This is a genomic window from Micromonospora sp. CPCC 205554 (assembly GCF_036902745.1).
In the GTDB taxonomy this organism is placed as follows: Bacteria; Actinomycetota; Actinomycetes; order Mycobacteriales; family Micromonosporaceae; genus Micromonospora; species Micromonospora tulbaghiae.
Map to the genome: position 1 here is coordinate 22,613 of NZ_JBAKHP010000037.1, position 19,061 is coordinate 41,673.

Annotated in this window: 18 protein-coding genes; 3 read left to right on the forward strand and 15 right to left on the reverse strand. The window is 69.9% G+C overall.

The window, feature by feature from the left end; genetic code table 11:
- Window positions 1-55: 55 nt before the first annotated feature.
- The 15 genes from V6U82_RS28575 to V6U82_RS28645 all read right to left on the reverse strand — a co-directional run bounded on the left by V6U82_RS28575 (window position 56) and on the right by V6U82_RS28645 (window position 15,866).
- On the reverse strand, window positions 56-541 hold the full coding sequence (locus tag V6U82_RS28575; protein ID WP_334466660.1) for a hypothetical protein: 486 nt from the start codon (window positions 539-541) through the stop codon (window positions 56-58).
- Between the two features lie 123 nt (window positions 542-664).
- Complete coding sequence (locus tag V6U82_RS28580) at window positions 665-1,654, reverse strand: DUF932 domain-containing protein (protein ID WP_334466734.1); 990 nt, start codon at window positions 1,652-1,654, stop codon at window positions 665-667.
- A gap of 71 nt (window positions 1,655-1,725) precedes the next feature.
- A complete protein-coding gene (locus V6U82_RS28585) occupies window positions 1,726-2,955 on the reverse strand; it encodes a MarR family winged helix-turn-helix transcriptional regulator (protein WP_334466662.1) in 1,230 nt (409 codons plus the stop codon).
- A gap of 171 nt (window positions 2,956-3,126) precedes the next feature.
- The gene (locus V6U82_RS28590) at window positions 3,127-3,720 is read right to left on the reverse strand and encodes a hypothetical protein (RefSeq protein ID WP_334466665.1); all 594 of its coding nucleotides are present in this window, start codon (window positions 3,718-3,720) and stop codon (window positions 3,127-3,129) included.
- Window positions 3,721-3,734: 14 nt separating this feature from the next.
- Window positions 3,735-4,463, reverse strand: coding sequence for a hypothetical protein (locus tag V6U82_RS28595; protein WP_334466668.1), 729 nt, complete (start codon window positions 4,461-4,463; stop codon window positions 3,735-3,737).
- Window positions 4,464-4,551: 88 nt separating this feature from the next.
- Window positions 4,552-5,247, reverse strand: coding sequence for a hypothetical protein (locus tag V6U82_RS28600; protein ID WP_334466671.1), 696 nt, complete (start codon window positions 5,245-5,247; stop codon window positions 4,552-4,554).
- A 308-nt stretch (window positions 5,248-5,555) separates the two neighbouring features.
- Window positions 5,556-6,407, reverse strand: coding sequence for a replication-relaxation family protein (locus V6U82_RS28605; protein WP_334466674.1), 852 nt, complete (start codon window positions 6,405-6,407; stop codon window positions 5,556-5,558).
- A gap of 202 nt (window positions 6,408-6,609) precedes the next feature.
- Window positions 6,610-9,075: a type IV secretory system conjugative DNA transfer family protein gene (locus tag V6U82_RS28610; RefSeq protein ID WP_334466676.1), complete on the reverse strand. Its 2,466-nt coding sequence runs from the start codon at window positions 9,073-9,075 to the stop codon at window positions 6,610-6,612.
- Window positions 9,072-10,823, reverse strand: coding sequence for a VirB4 family type IV secretion system protein (locus V6U82_RS28615; protein ID WP_334466679.1), 1,752 nt, complete (start codon window positions 10,821-10,823; stop codon window positions 9,072-9,074). The genes V6U82_RS28610 and V6U82_RS28615 overlap by 4 nt, the downstream gene beginning before the upstream one ends.
- Window positions 10,820-11,677, reverse strand: a complete 858-nt coding sequence (locus tag V6U82_RS28620; RefSeq protein WP_334466682.1) for a PrgI family protein — start codon at window positions 11,675-11,677, stop codon at window positions 10,820-10,822. The genes V6U82_RS28615 and V6U82_RS28620 overlap by 4 nt, the downstream gene beginning before the upstream one ends.
- Before the next feature lie 39 nt (window positions 11,678-11,716).
- Window positions 11,717-12,697: a conjugal transfer protein TrbL family protein gene (locus V6U82_RS28625; RefSeq protein WP_334466685.1), complete on the reverse strand. Its 981-nt coding sequence runs from the start codon at window positions 12,695-12,697 to the stop codon at window positions 11,717-11,719.
- A 2-nt stretch (window positions 12,698-12,699) separates the two neighbouring features.
- Window positions 12,700-12,990: a pilin gene (locus V6U82_RS28630; RefSeq protein WP_334466688.1), complete on the reverse strand. Its 291-nt coding sequence runs from the start codon at window positions 12,988-12,990 to the stop codon at window positions 12,700-12,702.
- Between the two features lie 408 nt (window positions 12,991-13,398).
- Window positions 13,399-13,782, reverse strand: coding sequence for a hypothetical protein (locus V6U82_RS28635; protein ID WP_334466690.1), 384 nt, complete (start codon window positions 13,780-13,782; stop codon window positions 13,399-13,401).
- 264 nt (window positions 13,783-14,046) lie between these two features.
- Window positions 14,047-14,676, reverse strand: coding sequence for a hypothetical protein (locus tag V6U82_RS28640; protein ID WP_334466693.1), 630 nt, complete (start codon window positions 14,674-14,676; stop codon window positions 14,047-14,049).
- A 461-nt stretch (window positions 14,677-15,137) separates the two neighbouring features.
- Window positions 15,138-15,866 carry a hypothetical protein gene (locus tag V6U82_RS28645; protein ID WP_334466696.1) on the reverse strand — a complete coding sequence of 243 codons (729 nt, stop codon included), beginning with the start codon at window positions 15,864-15,866 and terminating at the stop codon, window positions 15,138-15,140.
- A 317-nt stretch (window positions 15,867-16,183) separates the two neighbouring features.
- Between V6U82_RS28645 and V6U82_RS28650 the strand changes: the two genes are divergently transcribed.
- From V6U82_RS28650 to V6U82_RS28660, 3 genes are all read left to right on the forward strand, one after another.
- The gene (locus tag V6U82_RS28650; RefSeq protein ID WP_334466699.1) at window positions 16,184-16,759 is read left to right on the forward strand and encodes a hypothetical protein; all 576 of its coding nucleotides are present in this window, start codon (window positions 16,184-16,186) and stop codon (window positions 16,757-16,759) included.
- Entirely contained in the window at window positions 16,752-17,594 is an 843-nt protein-coding gene (locus tag V6U82_RS28655; protein ID WP_334466702.1) for a TRM11 family SAM-dependent methyltransferase, read from the forward strand. Before V6U82_RS28650 ends, V6U82_RS28655 begins: the two co-directional genes overlap by 8 nt.
- A 416-nt stretch (window positions 17,595-18,010) precedes the next feature.
- Window positions 18,011-19,057, forward strand: a complete 1,047-nt coding sequence (locus V6U82_RS28660; RefSeq protein WP_334466705.1) for a DUF4192 domain-containing protein — start codon at window positions 18,011-18,013, stop codon at window positions 19,055-19,057.
- The last annotated feature ends 4 nt before the right edge of the window (window positions 19,058-19,061 follow it).

Consider the following 19,061-nt stretch of genomic DNA (forward strand, 5'->3'; position numbering starts at 1 on the left):
TTCGAAGGTGATGAAGCGGAGAATGACCGTGGGCCGCCTACGTGGACGACCCACCTCAATTGCTCGATCGGCCGATGAGTGCGAGGCGCGTCAACACCGGCTGACCTCCGACCTCTGTACCTCGGTTGTGCCCGGACTGGTCCTTGACTGTCTGGTCCTCGGTAACGCGGCGGTAGATCGCGATGCATCGGAGGATCAGCTCGTGTGATGGCAGGGTCAGTAGCAGCTGCCGTTTGTCCTCGCGAAGCTTGTCCCAGATGAGGACGGTGACGCTGGCGGACCACACGTCCACAAGCACGCCGTCGATTTTGGCGTACTGCCGGGCGGCGACGATGCGTCGCAGTGTGTCGATGAGCGTGGCGTCGCCCGGCGGGTGGTTGGCGTCGTCGGGGCGGGCGGCCTCGGGCAGCAGGGTGTAGCAGTCCTCGCAGGTGTCCTCGATGCGCGGCGGGTGGTCGGTTTCCCACCGCTGCACATCGGTGGCGGGTAGGCCACATACCGACTGTCGCAGGTCGCGGGGGTGGCGGAGATGGCCAGTCATCGGCGGGTTCTCTGGTTTGCGCCGAGTCTTCGGGTGCGGGGCTGTGTCATCTGAGGTGTCCGTTCCTTCGGTGCCGGGGCAGCGGCGCGGGTGACCGCTGCCCGGCGGCTGTGGGTGTGGCGGTCAGATCTTCAGCAGGTCGAAGGCGGCGACTTTCAGGTCGCCGGTGTTGCCGGTCAGCACCCGGTTGGCGCGGACGAGGTCGTTCTTGGCGGGCTGGTAGTGGTCGAGGTATTCGGTGATGGCCTGGTATCCGGCCCACCGGCTGCCGGTGATGGCTTTCTGGGTGTCGGCCTCGCGGATGAGGTACTTGAGGGTGCCGAGGCGTTGCTTGGCGTTGTTCTTGGCCTGCTCGGACGCGGTGTCCTTGACCGGCCATACCTGCGCGACGACGTTCTCGAACTCGCGCATGGTCAGCTCCGCGTTGAGCATCCGTTCGGCGGCTTTCTCGAAGGTCTCCATGTAGGTCCACATCAGGCCCAGGGCTTCGCGGGCCTGGCTGATCTGGGAGTTGACGTTGGAGGTGTGCCGGAAGGTGTAGTGGCCGACGGCGTGCCGGAAGGCGGCGCGTTGGGTGTTGGCGCAGACCACCCGGATCGGGCTGGCGTCTACCCGCAGGGCGGCGCTGCCGTCGTGGGAGGTGGTGCCGATGAGGTACAGGTCGAGGCGGTCCACCCCGGCGATCTCCATCGCGTCGGGCAGCTTCATCGTGACGAACACGCTCTTGCCGCGGCGCAGGCTGCCGGCGGTTTCGAAGTGGGCGCCGCCGACCTGATCGACGAGCCGGTCGAGCATCTCGGCGCACTGCTCGTTCTGGACGACTGTGTAGTCGGTACCGACGATGCCCAGGTATTCGGTCTGGCCGGTGACCGGGTTGCGGCGTACGGTCATTCGCTTGTCGTCGGCGGGGACCTGTACCTCGACGCCGTTGACGATGTCGATGCCGACGGTGCGGATAGTGCGCACGCCCCAGTCGCCGAGGCGGGCGGCGGCCATGATCTCTTCGGCCTTCATCGTTTCCTGGGTGACGGTGCCGAGCTGGTGCCAGGCCGACAGGCGTGCGCTGGCAAAGGCAGTCGTTCCGTCGGTGTAGGTCTCGAGTTCGTGCGGCACGGGGATGCTCCTCTCAATGTGCTGGCGGGGGCCGAGCACGCGGCTCCGCCCCCGCAGGGAAGTGGCGTTGGTCAGGACCGGTCGGTGCTGCCCGCGTCGGCCTCGACGGGGTCGCCGCTGTCGGGCTGCGCCGGGTGGACGAAGGCCAGCGGCGCGTCCGAGACCAGGACGATCCGGCCGCCGGCGGCGGCCTTGGTGCAGTTGTTCCGCACGGCCCCGGAGCTGATCGCGCGGCCGAGTTGGCCGGCGAGCACGGTGGCGATGTCCTGCGGGGTCATCTGCTGGCCGGGGTTGGCGGCCAGGACGTCGAGGGTGAGTCTTTCCAGTTCGCCGCGGCCGAACGGTTGGCTGCCGTCGGCGTTGACGGTCCCGTCACCGCGCGGCCCCGTGCTGCGGGCGACGCGCGGCGTGCGGCCGGATGCGCGCAGCGGCATGGCGACGACGTGGGTCTCGCCGTCTGCGTCGACGACGTGCAGCGTGCCGTCCGGTCGGATCAGGGGCAGCACCGCCGCTGCGGCGATCGGCATGCTCGCTTGGCCGCGGATGACCTGGGAGCACAGCGGGCAGCGGGGCGGCTCCGGGTTCGGGTCCACCTCGCTGGCTCTGGTCGGGCCGGCGATCCACCGCTCGGGTAGGCCGGGCAGTCGACGGGCGGCGTCGGCCTGTTCCATCGCGGTCAGCAGCCGGGACGCGGTGGCGTGTCCGATGCCGCTTTCGGCCACGATCAGGTCGATGGTGGCGCCGGCGTCGCCGTAGTCGGCCAGGACTCCCTTGATGGCCATGACCTTGCGGTCGCCGGGCCGCGCCGGCTGGACCGCAACGACGGCGGAGCTCTCACCGGTCTCGCTGCTGTCGTCGTCGCGTCCGCGGCTGTCGTGCTGGTCGGTCTCGTCTCCCGCCTCATCCGGTGCCTTGTCCGCGTGGTCGTCGCGGGATGGATCAGCTGCGCCGCCGTTGGCAGGTTCGCTCGCCGAGGTGTCGAGATCCGATCCGATGAGTTGCTCGCTCTCGTCCGCGGCGGCGGTCTGCTGGTCGCCGAGATCGACGGCAGCGTCCGGTTCCGCAGCGGCGGCGCCGTCCGGGGCGGGCAGGGCCCACCGGGTGGACGCGCTGTCGGCCGCATCGGCGTCGGTGTCCACCGGCACGATCAAGCCGGCGTCGGCCAGGGTCTTGAGTGCCTTGTCGGTGGTCGAGCGCGCCTTTCCGGCGCGGTCGGCCAACTCGTGCACGTCGCCCTGGCCAAGGTCGGTCAGGGCGTCGAGGACAGCCTGTGCTGCAGGCGTCAGGGACAGGTCTTTCATGGGGTTCCTCTCTTGGGGACGTAGTTCGGATAGCGGCGCGAGTGAGGCCGCCCGGATGGTGAGCCGGGTCGCGGGTGATAGCCGGGGCGGCAGGCGCGCGTTGGGAGCGCCGTGCCGTGCGAGGTGTGCCATTCGTCGCCCGGTGAAGGGCGCCGCGATGCGACCGGTCGATTACCGGCCCGAGGTGGCGGGCGCGCCTGCCGCGGGCTGCAGCGTGTAGAGGCGGCCCTCGGTGCGGTCCCGGTAGATGCCGGCGTCGCTGTGGGACAGCCGGACCGAGCTGATGCTGCCGGGCGGCCGAAACCGGGCGTCGGAGCTGCCCACCCTGATGTGGGCGGTGTGTCCGGCGAGGTTCTGCGCGCGGCAGGAGTCGGTGTGCGGCAGAACGACCAGCACGGTGTCGCCGGGGTCGACGTAGCGCCGACGTACCTGCTGCCCAGGGTGGGTCAGCGCGTAGGCGGTCCGCGTCTCGTCGCCGATGAGGGCGTCGATCCGAGCGCGGGCGTTGCCGTACTCGCCGGCCAGGTTCTGGATTGTCTTCGCCGATCCCGTGATGGCGGCGGCGGATGCGTGTAGGTCGTCTTCGTTGAGGAGTCTGGTGCGCAGGTGGTCGACGGCGAGCAGCAGCTCGTCGCGTAGGTGTCGGAGATTGTCGGCGGCCTCGGGTAGGTGCGCGGCGGCGGGGATGGGGTCGACGGCGTGTTGGTCGAGGGTGCGGCCGGTCGCCGCGGTGATCCACCGCTCGACCAGGTTGAGGTGCGGCATCACGCTGCCCCGCGTCAGTCGGTGAGGTGGGCGAGTTCGGCGGGGGTGAGCTGTGCGGGGGTGCGGTTGTGCCAGGCGTCGGAGTGGCGCAGGTTCCACCAGCGCAGCAGCGTCCGGCAGGCCGAGGTGAGCTCACCCCGGATCGGCAGGGAATACACCGTGGCGAGCGGGACCTGATGCGCACGGGCGACGTAGGCAGTCGGCGCCCATCCGCGTTCGGTGCGGGTGACCTCGCCGACGATGCGCTGCGGGTAGGGGATGTCGAAGGCGGCGGCGGCTTCGGCGTCGGGTATCACCAGCCACGTGTCCGGATCCTTGCGCTGCAGGGTCGCCACGCCACGCGACGGGTCGCAACGCCGCAGAAGCAGGTGTCGCTCGTCGCCTTCGTTCATCGGCCGGTGGTTGCGCCAGGCCCGGTAGCAGGCAGTGAGCGTGACGCCGAGGACGGTGTGCCGCTCGCGGGCGGCGAGCGCATCGGTGACGACCTGGTGGTGACCGGGGAGGTACAGGCCGGCGTGCGCAGCCAGTCCTCGTCGGCCTGTTTCGGCGAGTGCAGCCAGTCTGGTGAGGGCCTGGTCGAGGTTGGTGGTGCTGTCGGTGAAGTCGAGCGCGGTCTTGTGCAGGAGGCGGGCGAGGTCGCCGATCGGTTCGGCGGTGGCGGTGTCGTGGCGCCACTGTTGCTCGGGCAGGACGTCGTTGGTGTCGGCGGCGATGCGCCGCAGCACCGGATCGGTCAGGAACATCAGGGGTCTCCTTCCAAACGGTGTGGACATGGCGAAGGCCGGTCGCAGCGGGGCTGCGACCGGCCGTGGTGTTTCGGGTCGGGGGGTGTCAGGCGATGGTGACGGCGCACAGCCTCGCGCGTGGGTCGAGGCTGCGCAGGTAGGCGCAGGCGTCGTTGAGGAAGCGGAACCGGTCGGCGACGGAGCCGCCTGCCGGGGTGAGGAGGCGACCGTCGGTGGTGATCAGCGCGTCGCCGACCAGGGCGATGCGCCAGTGCAGGCCGGTGTAGGTGGCTTCGCCGGCTTGGTAGGCGGGCAGTTCGTATGGGTCGAGGTGGTGGGCGAGCATCGCCAGGACGCGGGGTTGCTGCTCGAAGCGTCGGCGGGCCTCGTGGGCGCTGACCTTGGCGGGATCGGTGTGGTGCTGGGCGAGGTAGTCCTCGAACGGCCGGGCGACGGGAGTGGTCGCGGCGACGTGGGTGTGCCAGGTACGCCAGCGCAGGGCGGCGTCGTGTGCGGCGGTGGCGGCGGTGCCGGTCAGGTCGAGGCGGCTCTTGCGGCCGCCGGCGGCGATGGTGATCGCGCCGAAGCGGCGGGCGGCGTCGAGCAGGTAGTAGCCGATGAAGCGGGTCAGCCAGCCGATGAGGCGGCGGTGTCGGACGCGGTAGCGGCGCGACGGCGTGCCGTTGGCTTGCAGAAGGTCGTGGACCTTTTCGGAGGCGGCGAACCAGTCGGCGTCCTGGCCGGGGGCGAAGCAGACGGTGATGACCTGGTCGGTGAGGGATGTGTTGGTGGGTGCGGGCATGACGGGGTGCTCCCTTCGCGAAGGCGCGGTTCGACTGCGGGTGTGGTGGTGCCACCGGGATGCGGCGTCTGTGGTGGAGTGCTGCCGGGAAAGGTGCGGGGCGGGGTCACGGGGCCGACCGGATGGTGGGCTGAGGGGTGACCCGCTGGCGCGGGCAGATCCGGGGAGAACAGACGGGCTGCGGTGCGAACAAAAGAGAAGAAGTTCCACCGTAGCGTCGTGACCTGACAGCACGCCCTCGACCAGTAATCGTGATCATGTGCTTCACCTGCGTTGACAGGTTCCGGCGGGTCGGCTGACAGGTCGTGTCAGAGGACGAGGACTCCGTCGTCGAAGTTGGGGTTGTCCGCCACCGGCTGACCGTGGTCGGTGGGTAGCTGCGCGAGCCCGACTCGGCCGGTGGCGCCGACCGGCAGCCACACCGCTTGCGCCGGGTCCGTCTCGTGGGTGGCGGTGGCGACGAGGACGTCGCCGCGTCGCCCGCGTAGGAGCCGGTGCAGGTGTTCCTCCCGGGCGGCGCTGCCGAGCCAGAACAGCACCGGGTACCGGATGCCGACGCGTCGGGTCAGGGTGGCGTAGCGGTCGAGTTTGCCGATCAGCCGGCCCAGCGGCTCGGTGCCGGTGTCGGCCTCCAGCCAGAACCCGACGCTGGCGCCGGCGGCGGTCCAGATGCCGTGGCCGTCGGCGGTGATGGTGCGGAACTGCCGGGTGGTGGTGCGCTCCGACCACCACCGGTCCAGACGCGCCTCGGGATGGCGCCGGGTGTGGGTCTTGAGCCGGACGAAGAACTCGTTGACGGTGAGCAGGTGGGTCAGGGTCGGGCTGGCCGACACCCGTTGCACGGCTTGCCGACTCGCCCGGGCGGTCGGCTCGGGTCGTTCGTGGGCGGCGGCCTGGAACCGGTGTCCGTTGTGGCCGAGGGTCCAGTGCCACGGCTGGCTGCCGCCGCCGGTGCGCGCGAACCGGAACCGGTCCAGCAGGCCCAGTCCGTACAGCTCGCTGAGGCGGATCTGGCAGGTACGTCGGGCCAGGAAGAACAGCTGGCGGATCTGATCGGTGGTCAGGACCTGATGGTCGTCGAGGAGGTGGAGCAGCTGCCGGTCCCGGCTGGTGATGTGCGGGTAGATGGTCAGCAGGTCAGCAGAGCGCGATTGCGGCATGGGTACCCCTGCAGAGAGAGTCCCGGTAGGGAGTCTGGACGAGTTGATCTCGCGGACAGACCGGAGGCAGGCCAGGCACGGGCAGGTGAGGCACCTGACAGACGGCTGGGGGAGGGCTCGGGTGCGGTCTCGTCTCGCCGACACCCCCAAACGAGCCCTCACCGCAGCACCCGGACGAGGCCCGAAACGAGCAGGCCGTTGCTCAGCGCTCCCGGCTGGCCATCCGCCGTTTCATCGCCGAGCGGGCGACCTGCTGCATCGGCGGCTCACCGTCGGCGCGGCGGTGCGCGGCGGCGCACTCCTGACGGATCGCGGTCGCCTCACCTACCAGGTCCGCCGGCGGGTTGGTGGTGAACGTGAACGACGGCAGCTCCCGGTTGCCGACCAGCAGCCGCGCGGCGGCGGTGTAGACGTCGAGGTGGGCGAGGTCGTGCTCGTCGAGCTCCGGTTTGGTGTGGCGGGACAGTTCCCGGGCGTCGGCCGGGTCGACGTTGAAGAACAGCTTCGACCGGGCGTTGGCGGACACCGCTGCAGCGACATCCTTCGGGAGCTGCGCCAGGTCCTGGTGCGCCAGCACCAGACCCAGCCGGAACCCTCGTGCCTCGGCCAGCATGTCCCCGACCGAGCCGGGCAGGGTCAGGAAGTTGTGACACTCGTCGACGTACAGCACGGCGTCGCGGCGCTGGTCCTCCGGGATGCTGGCGCGGGCGATGGCGGCCTGCCAGACGCGGGCGACAATCAGCGAGCCCAAGATCCGCGTCGTCTCCTCCCCGAGCACCCCCTTGGGCAGCCGGCACAGCAGCACCCCGCCGTCGAGCACCCGACCCATGTCGAACGAGCTGTGCGCGTTGCCGATGACCGACTTGACGAAGTCGCGCAGCAAAAAAGCGCGTAGCCGGGCCAGGACCGGGGCGATGACCTGCCCGCGGAACTGCTCGTTGATGCCGTCGTACCAGACCCAGAACCCGCCGAGGCCGTCCGGGTCGTCCAGGCCGTGGGTGAACCGGGCCCGGAAGTCCTTGTCCTGCAACAGCGACGGCACGAGGCTCAGCGTCGGTTTGGCGTGGCGCATCAGCGTCAGGCACGCCACCCGCATCGTGTCGTCCATCCGTGGGCCCCACTGCCCTTGGAAGATCTTCGCGAAGATCCCCACCAGGTTGTCCACCGCCAGGTGCGGGTCTCCCCGGTCATCGAGCGGGTTGAAGCAGCCGGGGTTCTCCTGGTCCGGGTCGATGATCACGATCTTGCTTGCCTGGGAGGCGGGGAGCCGGTCGAGGATGTCGGTGATCAGGTCTCCGCGCGGGTCGATGACCACCGTGCCCCGGCCGGCTTTGATGTCGCCGAGGATCATGTTCAGCAGCAGCGTGGACTTCCCGACGCCGGTCTTGCCGACCACGTGCACATGCTGGCGGGCGTCGGTGACGGTCAACCCGACCTTGCGGCGGCCGATCTGCGCGCGGCCGAGCATCTTGACGCCACGCCCACCGCCGCGGACCTGCACGGGCGCCGGCACAGCCTTCGCTCGGGCGCGGTCCAGGCCGGGCACGGCGAGGTCTTGCGGCAACGCGGCGAGGGCCGCGAGTTCCGCCACCGTGGCCAGGAACCCCCGCCGCAACCGGCGCCCGGCGAGGGTGGCAACCGGGTGGGGCATCTTCATGCGCCGCAGCCGGTTCGGTCCCGTGTACGTGGCGGCGGCCGAGGCGATGGTGTGCCCCAGCCCGATCAGCCGCTCACGGGTCTGCCGGGCCCGCTCCGTGTTTGGTGGTGTGGTGTCCGGGTCGCGGGCGACGGCGAACCGGACCGCGATCTCGAAGTGCGGTACCCGCACCGCCTTGTCCACGACCGTGCGGGCCTCAGCCGCGGCCACCGGATCCCGCTCGGCCACCCGACCCACCACAGCCGAGCCGCGCGACGGCCTGGACGGGCCGGTTGTGAACACGTCGAGCAGCCACAGCAGCGGCTCGACGGCCAGCCTCGCCATACCCGACACCGCCCGCGCGGCCAGATCCGGCCGCCCGTGCGGGTGGGTGGCGGCCGTTGCCGCCGCCTTTCGGGCGGCGCGGACTCGGCGGGCTCGCGCCGGCCGGGCGAGGATCTGCACGCAGGCGTGCTCGCGGGGGCCGACCTCGGCGCCGGCGGCGAGCAGCGCCCGCAGCGGATCGGTGTCGTGGTCGCTGCGCAGCGGCAGCCCATCGGGGTGCTGCGGCCAGTGCGCCCCACCCACCCCCTCACCGACCTGCGGCGGGATCGGCGCGGCGGCGTCTGTGGTGGTGATGGTGGCGGCGGGCCAGGCCGCGCGGACGGCGGCCTCGACCGCGCCGGGCGGCACCGTGCCGGGCACCCAGACCCGGATGGTCAGCGCGCGGCCGGTCCACGTGTACTCCCAGCCGACATGCGGGTAGCCGAACACCCGGCGGCGCCACACCGACGGCGTGAGGACGCCGGTGAGGGTGGTCCAGAACGCTGCGGCGGCCTCGGCGGTGACCTGCGGTGGGGCGGCTACGGTCAGCCATCGCGCGCCGGCGGTGAACCGCCGGTGCCGCCAGGCGAGCACCTGGTCGTGCCCGAACACCGCCGCGACAACGATCGCGGCGGCGACGAAGGCCAGCCACGGCCGGGCGAGCACCCAATGCCCCATCTCGGCGGGCCAGCCCGGGGTGGCGGTCACTCGGTCTCCCCGATGCCCGTGACGGCGATCGTGTGCTCCGCGGCCGACCCGACGCTGCGGAACGGTATCCGCGACCTGCCCGCGACGAGCAACCCCTCGCCCCGGGGCGCGGCCAGCAGCAGCCGTGCCTCACCCGCGGTGAGGTTGAACGCCTCCACGACAGCGTCGATCGACTGGGTGCTCTGGCGCATCAGCACCTGCGTCGCGGCGTTGGACACCACGGCGAGCCCCAGGTCGGTCGACAGCACATCAGCCGCGTCCTGCGTGACGACGCACAACCCCGCCGACCGCTTGCGGGCCGCCTTCGCCATCCGGAACAGGAACCGCGCGCCCTCGCCGTCGCGCATCAGCAGCCAGGCCTCATCCACCACCACCAGATGCCGAGCCCGGCTAGTGCCGGCCGGCGGGGTGTCGATGGCCGACCAGATCGAGTCGAGCGCCATCAGCGTGCCGATGGTCCGTAGCTCGTCGGGCAGGTGCCGCAGCGACCAGATCACCAGGTGCCCGTGCGGGACGGTGGTGGTAGGCCCGTCGAACAGGCCGGCGAAGTTCCCTACCGTCCAGGGAGCGAGCCGGGCGGCCAGCTGCCCGGCGGCCGGGTCCCTGTCCCCGGCGAGCATCTCGGCCAGGTCGCGCAGCAGGGGAGCGGGCTTCGTCCAGGTGCCCGGGTCGGCGTTGATGCCGGCGCGGGCGTAGGTGGCGGTGATGGCCCGGTCCAGGGCGGCGCGTTCGGCCGGCGGCGGGGCCGCGCCGAGCATGACCGCGATCAGCGTATGCAGGTACAGGCCGCGTCGGGTGAGCGTGTCTGGCCGCCGGTCGTCGGGCAGGTCGAGCGGGTTGATGCGCACCCCGGGCACGCCCAGCTGCACCACCGTGCCGCCGACGTGGTCGGCCAGCGGCGTGTACTCGTCCTCAGGGTCGATGACGCTGACGGTCGTGCCCTGATACAGGTTGCGCAAGACGTCGAGCTTGACGAAGTAACTCTTGCCCGCCCCGGAGCGAGCGAGGACGACCGAGTTGTGGTTGTCCTGCGCCCACCGGTTCCACACCAGCACCCCGTTGGAGGTCGTGTTGACCCCGTACAACACCCCCTCCGCCAAGGGAATGCTGCCGGGTGTGGGTGCGGGAAGGTCTGGCGAGGCGAGGGGAAACGCCGCCGCCAGGGCGGTGGTGTCCAGCACGCGGCGCATCCGCAGCGGGTCCACCCCGACCGGCAACGTCGAGAGCCAGCCCTGCTGATGGCGGAACGTCGCCGGCTGCAGGTCCAACAGCACGCTCGCCGCAGCGGACTTCACGCCCGCGGTGAGGGCGGCGAGGTCGTCGAGGGTGCGGGCGTGGAGGGTGACGTAGATGCCGACCTCGAACAGCTTCGCCGCCCCGCGGGCGACACGCTCCGCCAGGTCCGCAGCATCCGCTGCGGCGGCCTCGACCATCGGGTCGCCCAACCGCCCGGCGTCGGCGTCGAGGCGGCGCGACGATTCGAGGCGGGCGCGTTGCCGCTTCAGCATCGGCGCGGCCAACTGCGGCACCACCGGGTCCAGGTGCACGGCGACGTCGACGCGTCCCGGATAGGACAGCAGCGGATCGAGCCACGCCGGGCCGACCTCCGCCGGGTAGCCGCACACGACGTAGGTGGCGGCGTACCCGTCACCAACCCGCACATGCGACGGGGCGATCGACAACGCGGCCGGCGACGGCATGCCCTCTGCGCCTCGGACACTCTTCTTGGGGGTCTTCAGCAGGTTCATGTGCTGCTCCGCAGGGTGATGGGGACGCCGGGTACGGCGCGGGGGCCGGGCGCTGGTGGGGAGAACGGGTCGACCGCGCCCGCGAGCGCCGCGCACACCGCAGACCCGTCCAGCACGGCGGCGTGCACGCCGAGCCCGGACAACGCCCGCACCGCGGCGTCGCCCGCTCGCGCCCCGGTGACGACCGCCAGAACCTGCCGACGCAACGGATCACGCTCACCGTCAAGCTCCAGCAAGAACGCGGCGTGGTCCTCGGCGGCGGCCAGCAGCGACGGATGCGGCAGGCGCCGGGCGTGATCAGCGACAGCCTGCGCATTTGCGCCCAGGTTGTGGCGCTGCGCGGCCACGACGATCTGCGCCGGCCCGGTCAAGCCGTTGAGGAACCGGCCGAACCCGTCCAGCAACGCCCCCTGCTCACCGCCGGTTCGCAGGTGAATGTTGGTGGTGCCGCAGGCGATCACCACCTTGTCGCTGCCCCCGCTGGTGAGCACACCAGAAGGGCTGACCGCCGTCACCGGCGACCGCAACAGCGCCGGCACGATCGGCTTCCCCTCCACGGCCGCGCCCGGGACCGCGCGGGCCGTCCCGGGTGTCAGCACGCGCGGGCTGTGCGAGAGCGTGAAGGCGTGCCGCAGCCACACGTCCAAGGGCAGGCCGTCGCGGCGGCCGAGCGCCACCACAACCGCGACAGCAAACACGACAGCACCAACGACGAGCCACACGGGCCGCGGCAGCAGAGGGCCGAACGAGCGGTAGACACCGGCAGCGGCCAAGCCGACGCCGCCGATGATGCCGAGCTGACGGAAGGTGAGCCCGAACGCGACCCGGTCCGGCTCGTTGACGTTGGCCGGCACCACCGCACGCGGCGCCGCATCATCCAGACTGTTCATCGATCACTCCGGGCTGGGGTAGACGCCGGGCAGGCGGCGGTAGGGCGCGCGGATGGGGTTGCTTGACGCCGGCGGTGTCCGGCGGCCCGAGCCGGGCCCGAGTCGGCCCAGGTTGCGGGTCATCCCCTGCAGGGCCACCGTCCGCAGGACGACGCCGCCGATGCCGACGCTGCGGCCCTGCTGACCGGAGAACCGCCGCACCAGGCTCGGAATCCTGACCGTCATCCACAGCACGACGACCACGAGCAGCAGGTTCAGGGTGTCGGAGCCAGGCAGGCCGAGCAGGACCGGCACGTTCCCCCGCGGATCGATCACCAGGTCGACGCCGGCCGAGAACGTGACCGCCTGGATCGTCGGGGTGGCCAGACAGCCCAGCACCGACCGCCACCACAACTGCGCGACCCCCTCGGTCCAGGGCGTCGCGTGGCACGCCAGGGCCACCGGCGCGACACCGGCCAACACGACCAGCACCGCGATGCGGGTCAGCCAACCGCCGACGAGCAGGAACATCAGCACCACGATCAGCAGCCCGATGATCAGCATCAGCAGACCAGAACTCGGATCCCCCACCGCGGAAGCGAGCCGCGCCTTGACGAACGTGACCACCTCGGTCGTCGGGGCGTCCACCCCGGCAAGCGACGTGGTCAACGCGTTCGCCACCTCAATGAGCACGCCGGTCAACGGAACCGCGAACGCCGACAGCACGAACCCGACCACGAGCCGCGGCAGCAACTGCTTGACCGTGTAGCGGGTCTCGACGGAGTCGCCCAGCATGACCGCGGCGCCCGCGGCGACGATCGCGAGAATGAAGCAGGCGTCGACCACGAGGGCGCTCTTCCCGGCGATCGACTGCACCTGCGGCAGCCCGGTCACATCCGGCGACACGAAGATCCAGGACGTCAGGAAAGCCAGCAGACCGCCGAGAAGATCGATCACCCGCTCGGCGAGCCAGCGGACCAGATCGTTCATCAACCAGGTGGTCATCCTCAGCCGCCGAGGATGCCCTGCAACACCTGCAGGATCACCGGGGCCAACACCGCCAAGGCGTAGCCGACCAACGCGGACTTGAAGTTGCCCTTGGCCTGCTCGACCTGTGCCGGGTCACCGCCGGCGGCCATGTACCGCAGACCGCCGATGACCAGGAACATCGTCGCGACCAACGCGATGATTCCCATGATCCAGCCAGTGATGTTCGAGATGACCTGATTGATGGAATTGACCGCCACCGGCTGTGGCGCGGCGACGACCTCCGACAGGACGGATAGCGTCAGGTGCATGACGGCACTCCAAACCGGTTATGTGTGCCGCCCGGCGGGGACCTCGGGGGGAACGATGTGAGTCGGTGGGGGCGCTCCTCCCTTGCGATCTAGCGCAGGGATCGCGGTGTCAGTACGCCGCGCCAGCCATGCCAAACTCACCTCAGACCCGCCGCGCGAACGACCCCGCCGGGCGGGCATGCCATGCAGGACATGCACCGCCCAGAACTGCGCTGTCAGACAGATCGAACCCGCCTGTCGCCTGTCACGCCCTGACACGACCAGTCAGCGAGCGGGCGAACATTCGACCCTTGGCCCTGCTCGGGCCAGCCGGCGCCGGTTCAGCGCAGGCTGCTGATGCGCTTGCAACGCGCTCAACTGCCGAGGTGAGTCCACAGATTACATAACACTCGGCCTGAGCCCGGAGTTTCATCGAAGACCGAAGTCGCTTGGAGCCTCCGCCGCTTTGGCTCTGAAAGCCTTGCGCAGATTCTCATCCGCTGGGCCGAGAAGATCATCGAACTGGCGTTCCCGCGATCCGGTGTATTCGACATCCGACCCATGGCTCAAGACGTCAGCCAGGAGGTCGGCAAGCTCGGACAGGTGGAAATAGCGCATCGCGTCGATCGCCCGTATCAGGCGGAAAGGTTCGTTGACCTCCACGGCGAAGCCCAAGCCGCCGCCCATGGCCGAGTTATAGACACGTAGCAGGAAGGAAAGGTGCGCAATCCCTAGCGGAGTTCCTTCAGGCGCTTCACCGTCAGCCCCGTAGTCGGCGGCACGGTTCCAGATGACGGCGAGATCGTCCAACACGGCCCGCCTCCACGTCTCATCCAACTCGTCCATCACGGGCCACCGAGTTCCTCTACTTCCGCCGATGCAGAGCACGATTCAATCACGCTGGCCCCCTACTCGTCGCGCATCCTCTTCTGCCGCGAAGCGCTCGTCATCCAAGTGCCGTCGGCGCCGTTCGCCAGCGTCCGGATGTGCCGATGACGGTGCACCGGATCATGGGCGATTGGGGTGTCGGTCGCGATAAACGAAGAAGTGCAGAACGAAGCTACGACAGGTCGAGTGTCAGTTCCACCCAAGCAGTTTGGCCAACCAGCTGCCAAGAAGTCCGACTGGAACGGCGGCGAGAAGGCCGCCGACGAAGAACAGCCAGCTACTCCGGATAGAAGCAGCTTGGACCCTTCTGAGTTCGGCCGCATGTTCGGTCTGAAGCCGGACAATTTCGTCCTTCAGTACCGCTACCTGGGCCTGGAAAGCCTCATTCGATTGTTCGCCGAGGACGGCCGCGATGCGTCGCGCCTCGTCTTCGTGGAGCGCGGCTAACGACTCCGCCTGCTCGGCCTTGGCGATCAGTTCGGCGGTAGTGTCTTTGAGTTGCTGGGTACGAGCCATGATCTTCTGGAGTTGATCCGCTGAACGGAGCAGGGCGGAAGTCACATTCTCGATCTCCACACTCAGCTCTATGTCGCGGCCGTCATCCTCGACGCGCCGCTCAGCGGCTCCATGAACCCAGAGTTCGACCGCATGGCGCACCTGCTCGGGAGTGGCGCTAGCAATCTGGAGTGTGGAATCGCCGACTCGCACCTCGACTCGGGACCGCCGTCGCAGCCAGGAGCGTGCCCACTCTACGAGCGTGCCAGACGCAGCCGTCGCGCCGAGTCCGAGCACCGCCGCCAAGATTGGCGAGATATCCACAGGTGCCTGTATAGCAGGGGCACGCACCGAGCTTCCGCGGCATCCCGCGAAGGCGGCGCACACACCCGGTCACGGTTCGGCTCAGGCAGCCAGGCCGCTGGATCCGGATCTGCCGCTCCGCGAGGGCTGCGTTCATTGGTGGTGGTGACGCACGGTGATGTATGGCTACCTCTCCTGCTTCGGCCTCCAGTGTCGTACCTGTCAATCAACTTGTCGTGCGCAGAGACCTGCGGTGACGGCTGGGAGGTCATGGTGGACCCGGCGGCAATCTGTTCTGCGTCCTCCAGTCGCGAGCGGACTACCTCCGCTTATCACAGAGGACCCTGGGACCCTGGGACGCCCATGCGGATCGAGTGACCAAGCGCTCGCTCATGCCGCCTAGCGCGCGGACGAGGCGCGGGTAGGTTCCTGGCGGGTTTCATGCCGCTGGCGCCCCAGCCTCGGAAGGTTCGATAGCCATGTCAGCGACAGTGAGCTCGGTACCTGGAAGGAATCGGGCCGGACAGGTCGCCCCGGCTGACAGCGGCGGCCACGAGGTGCTCGGCACGACGCCGGCGCATCCGCAGTGCAGGTGCGGTCACGCCTTGCTCGCCGGCCAAGTGCTCGATCAGGGCGTCGCCGAAACGGGTCGCGCTGATCAGCTCGGCGGTGTCGGGGGTGATCAGGCCAGCGGCAGCTGCCCGGCCGAGCAGCAGGTCGGGATGCCCATAGGGCATTCTGGGTGTCCGCGAGCCGCTTGCGAGGTCGGGTGGCAGTTCCTCACCGTCGTCGACCTTGACGACCGCGACTGCGGCGCGCCAGGCTGCCCAGCACAGCCGTAGCCATAGCCGAGGCGGTGCAAGGTCTGCGGTGCGGAGAGCGTCAAGGAAGCCAGCGAGGACTTCGGAGTCCACATCGTCGGCGTGCCTCGGCCTGCCGCGGCTGATCCTTGCCGCAAGGTGCGTCAGTGCGGGGAGCGCGACGCCGATCGCGCCTACGACCCAGGCCGGTCCCCACTCGCGGGCGTGGTGGGCCAACTGTCGCCACAGCACGTCGGTGGTGTCGCTGCTGTGATGCTCGCCCAGTAGCAACGTGCGTAGCTCGTCCAGCGGCAGTGGCCTGTCCGGCAGGCCCGCCACCGGACGGGCGTCGAACATCAGCGGTGCGGGTTCGCAGGTCAGCAGTTCGAACGCCTTCTCGGCGGTGGTCAACGCCGTATGGGCCGGCGTCGTGTGCGTCGTTGGTGCCACGGTGAGGTCCCCTCGACGGGAGGACGTCGCCTGGTGCGACGTTCCCGAGGCCCTCGATTGGGACAGCTCGGCCTGACACCAGAGTCGGTTGTCAGGGTCGGACGGTTCGTGTCCGGCCCTGTCAGGTTCACACCGGTCAGAGCAGGTCGTGCCTGCTGACCTGGCGCCGTTTGCCGTCGGGTGATGGGTTCTGTCAGACCGGGGGTGGGTTCGATCGGCCTGTCAGCGTGGCACTGGGGATCGTCAGTACGTCCGCCGGTCCGGGGGCCACCGTGCCTATGACCGACAAGAAGCCGCGTCGCGCACCCGATCCTGTGGGGGATGTGGTGCCCGGCGACCCGCCCGTGCCGATCACCGTGTGGCCGGTCCCCGCGCCGCAGGCGGGGGAGACCATGTCCAACGCGATGGGCGTGCGGCTGGTCCACAATCTCAGCCACCCATCCGATCTGATCATCGACTTGGCGGTGGGGCCGCAGTTGGCCCGCGCGATCATCGGCACGCAGCGCCGTGCCCATCTGAACCTGGCGGGTCCCGGAGAGCGGGGCCTGGAACCGGCAACGCTGATCGTCTCCGGCTGGCCGCCCCACGAGGCTACCGCGCCGGAGGCGTTCTTCACCCGCTGCCGCGCGAGTCTGCTGCCTGGTGGCTGCGTCGCGGTGCTACTGCCACACGACGACGTTGCCCTGCCTGTCGACGTGGTCGTCGCCGCCAAGCGCACCGGACTGATGTACCTGCAGCACATCGTGGCCGCTGACCGTCCGCCCCGGCGCGGTGCACGCGCGCACCTCGATATCCATACCGACGTGCTGATCTTGACCCGAGGCACCACGCAGCGCGGCGACGGCCATGCGTGACTCGCTTCCGATCACCTCGGTGTGGCTGACCTGCCAGATACCCGCCCGGGACCAGCGGCGCGGCCGGTACGTTCCGACGACGTCGAGCCATCCGGCCAAGATGCTGCCCCACGCGGCCGCGCATGCCATCAACACCTACAGCCGGCCAGGGGATCTGGTGTTCGACCCGATGTGCGGGGCCGGGACCACCCTGGTCGAGGCCATGCACCTCGGCCGTCATGGACTCGGCATCGACATCGAACCCCGCTACACCGCCATCGCCGAGGCCAACATCGCTCTTGCCGCTGAGCAGAACGCCCCCGGAACCGCGCGGGTGTTCACCGGCGACGCCACCGGACTGCTCGACCTGGTGCCCGCCACCGTCGTCGGCCAAGTCTCGCTCGTGCTCACCTCGCCGCCCTACGGACGCGGCACTCACGGACTGGTCCAGACGACGAGCGCCGGCGTGCGCAAGCGACACCACCACTACGGGGACCGGCAGAGCGGCAACCTCGCCTACGGCGGTTGGTCGCGTCTACTCGACGGGTTCGCCGCGATCCTTGCCGCCAGCTACCAGCTTCTGCGCCCCGGCGGGATCGTCGTGATCACCTGCCGGCCGGTGCGCCGCCAGCGGGACGACCTGATAGATCTACCTGGCGAGCTGCTCACCGTCGCCCGGTCGGTCGGGCTGATCCCGGTGCAGCGGTGTGCGGCGATGCTCGCCGCTGTCCGCGACGGGCAGATCGTCCACCGGGCCAACATGTTCGTGCTGCTGGCTGTGCGCCGCGCCCGCGACGACGGCATTCCCATGCACTTGATCGCGCATGAGGACGTCCTCGTGCTACGGCATCCATAGACGCCTGCACTGGCGTTGTCGCCGAGCTGCCGGCATCGCGGCGGTTGGGCTGTCAGGGCCTGACAGATGGCCAGTTCTGACACACCGAGCCCTGCCTCCGGGAGCCCGAATAGCCTGAGGGCTCCTTCTTTTCTCTTTCTCTCGCGCCCGTCTGACGCGTCCGCGACGGCATCGCGCCCACCGCTCCGGTCGGCCGCCACCGCCAGCCTCAGAACACCGCAAACCATCAAGCCCACTCGCGACATTGGCGATCGGGCGCTCCATCCGTCGGTCAGGCGGCCACCACTCGGATGGCCGTCTGCTGCCGGATGTCACCAGCCGGCAGCCGCCGCCGGCACCACCAGCCGGCATCAGGTCTTCGCACCCTGCCCGGCCCGCATCCGTCGGCAACCCCATCCCTCGACCCGAGTCACACCGTGGAGGTCATCGTGTCGTTACCCGAGAACAAAGTGACAGTCCGCTCGCCAGCCGATCTGGCCGCTGCAGTGCCCTACCTCATCGGCTTTCATCCCAGCGACGGCAGCGCCGTCGTCATCGCCTGCAACGACCGACGGATCGTCTTCGCCGCCCGCGGTGACCTGCCGACCGGCTCAGAGTACGCACACCAGCTGGACGCCTTCGCCGCTCAGCTCATCCCCGTCGTGCAGCGGCAACAACCGCTCACTCACGCGGTGATCATCGGCTACGGCCCGCCGGACCTCATCGACCCGGCGCTACGCGCCCTCAGCGACGCCTTCGTCGCCGCCGGACTGCCCGTATACGACCTGCTGCGCATCGCCGGAGATCGCCTGTTCAGCCTGATCTGCGCCAACCCCGCCTGCTGCCCGCCCCAGGGAACCCCGTTCGACCCCATCGCATCAACGGTCGCGGTCCGCGCGACCATCGCGGGCGTCGTTGTTCGACCCGACCGGACGTCGGTCGCCGGCCAGATCACGCCGGTGAGCGGCGCCGCGCGCGACGCCATCCAACGGGCCAGCCGCGAGGCGCGCATCCGACTGCAGGCATTGCACGTCGCCGGCGGCACCGCGATGTATAAGGCCGGTGAGCGGGCAGTCCGCGACGCGCTACGTCGACACGACGCGGGAGCGCGACTCACCGATGACGAGGTGGCGTGGCTGACCACGTTGCTGGTCAACCGGGACATCCGGGACCTCGCCGTCGGCCTCACCGAGCCACACAGCCGGCACGTCGACTTCTGGGCTGACATCACCCGCCGCGCCGACGAGCCGCTCGTACCGGCGCCAGCCACGCTGCTCGCGGTCACCGCCTGGCGCTGCGGCGACGGTGTCCTCGCCGCCATGGCCGCCGAACACGCCCTCGGTATCGACGGCACCTACCAGTTCGCCGCGACGGTCCTTCAAGCCCTACAGGCCGGGGTTCCTCCGATCGTCGTCGAGGAGGCCCTCGCCGACGTCGATTCCGAACCGCTCGCCCTGCCCGACGACCCGATGGAACAGGAGTAACGAT

Coding starts and splice junctions, on each gene's coding strand:
- V6U82_RS28575 (WP_334466660.1), bottom strand. CDS start 541: ATGACTGGCCATCTCCGCCACCCCCGCGACCTGCGACAGTCGGTATGT.
- V6U82_RS28585 (WP_334466662.1), bottom strand. CDS start 2,955: ATGAAAGACCTGTCCCTGACGCCTGCAGCACAGGCTGTCCTCGACGCC.
- V6U82_RS28590 (WP_334466665.1), bottom strand. CDS start 3,720: ATGCCGCACCTCAACCTGGTCGAGCGGTGGATCACCGCGGCGACCGGC.
- V6U82_RS28595 (WP_334466668.1), bottom strand. CDS start 4,463: ATGTTCCTGACCGATCCGGTGCTGCGGCGCATCGCCGCCGACACCAAC.
- V6U82_RS28600 (WP_334466671.1), bottom strand. CDS start 5,247: ATGCCCGCACCCACCAACACATCCCTCACCGACCAGGTCATCACCGTC.
- V6U82_RS28605 (WP_334466674.1), bottom strand. CDS start 6,407: ATGCCGCAATCGCGCTCTGCTGACCTGCTGACCATCTACCCGCACATC.
- V6U82_RS28615 (WP_334466679.1), bottom strand. CDS start 10,823: ATGAACCTGCTGAAGACCCCCAAGAAGAGTGTCCGAGGCGCAGAGGGC.
- V6U82_RS28625 (WP_334466685.1), bottom strand. CDS start 12,697: ATGACCACCTGGTTGATGAACGATCTGGTCCGCTGGCTCGCCGAGCGG.
- V6U82_RS28630 (WP_334466688.1), bottom strand. CDS start 12,990: ATGCACCTGACGCTATCCGTCCTGTCGGAGGTCGTCGCCGCGCCACAG.
- V6U82_RS28650 (WP_334466699.1), top strand. CDS start 16,184: ATGACCGACAAGAAGCCGCGTCGCGCACCCGATCCTGTGGGGGATGTG.
- V6U82_RS28655 (WP_334466702.1), top strand. CDS start 16,752: ATGCGTGACTCGCTTCCGATCACCTCGGTGTGGCTGACCTGCCAGATA.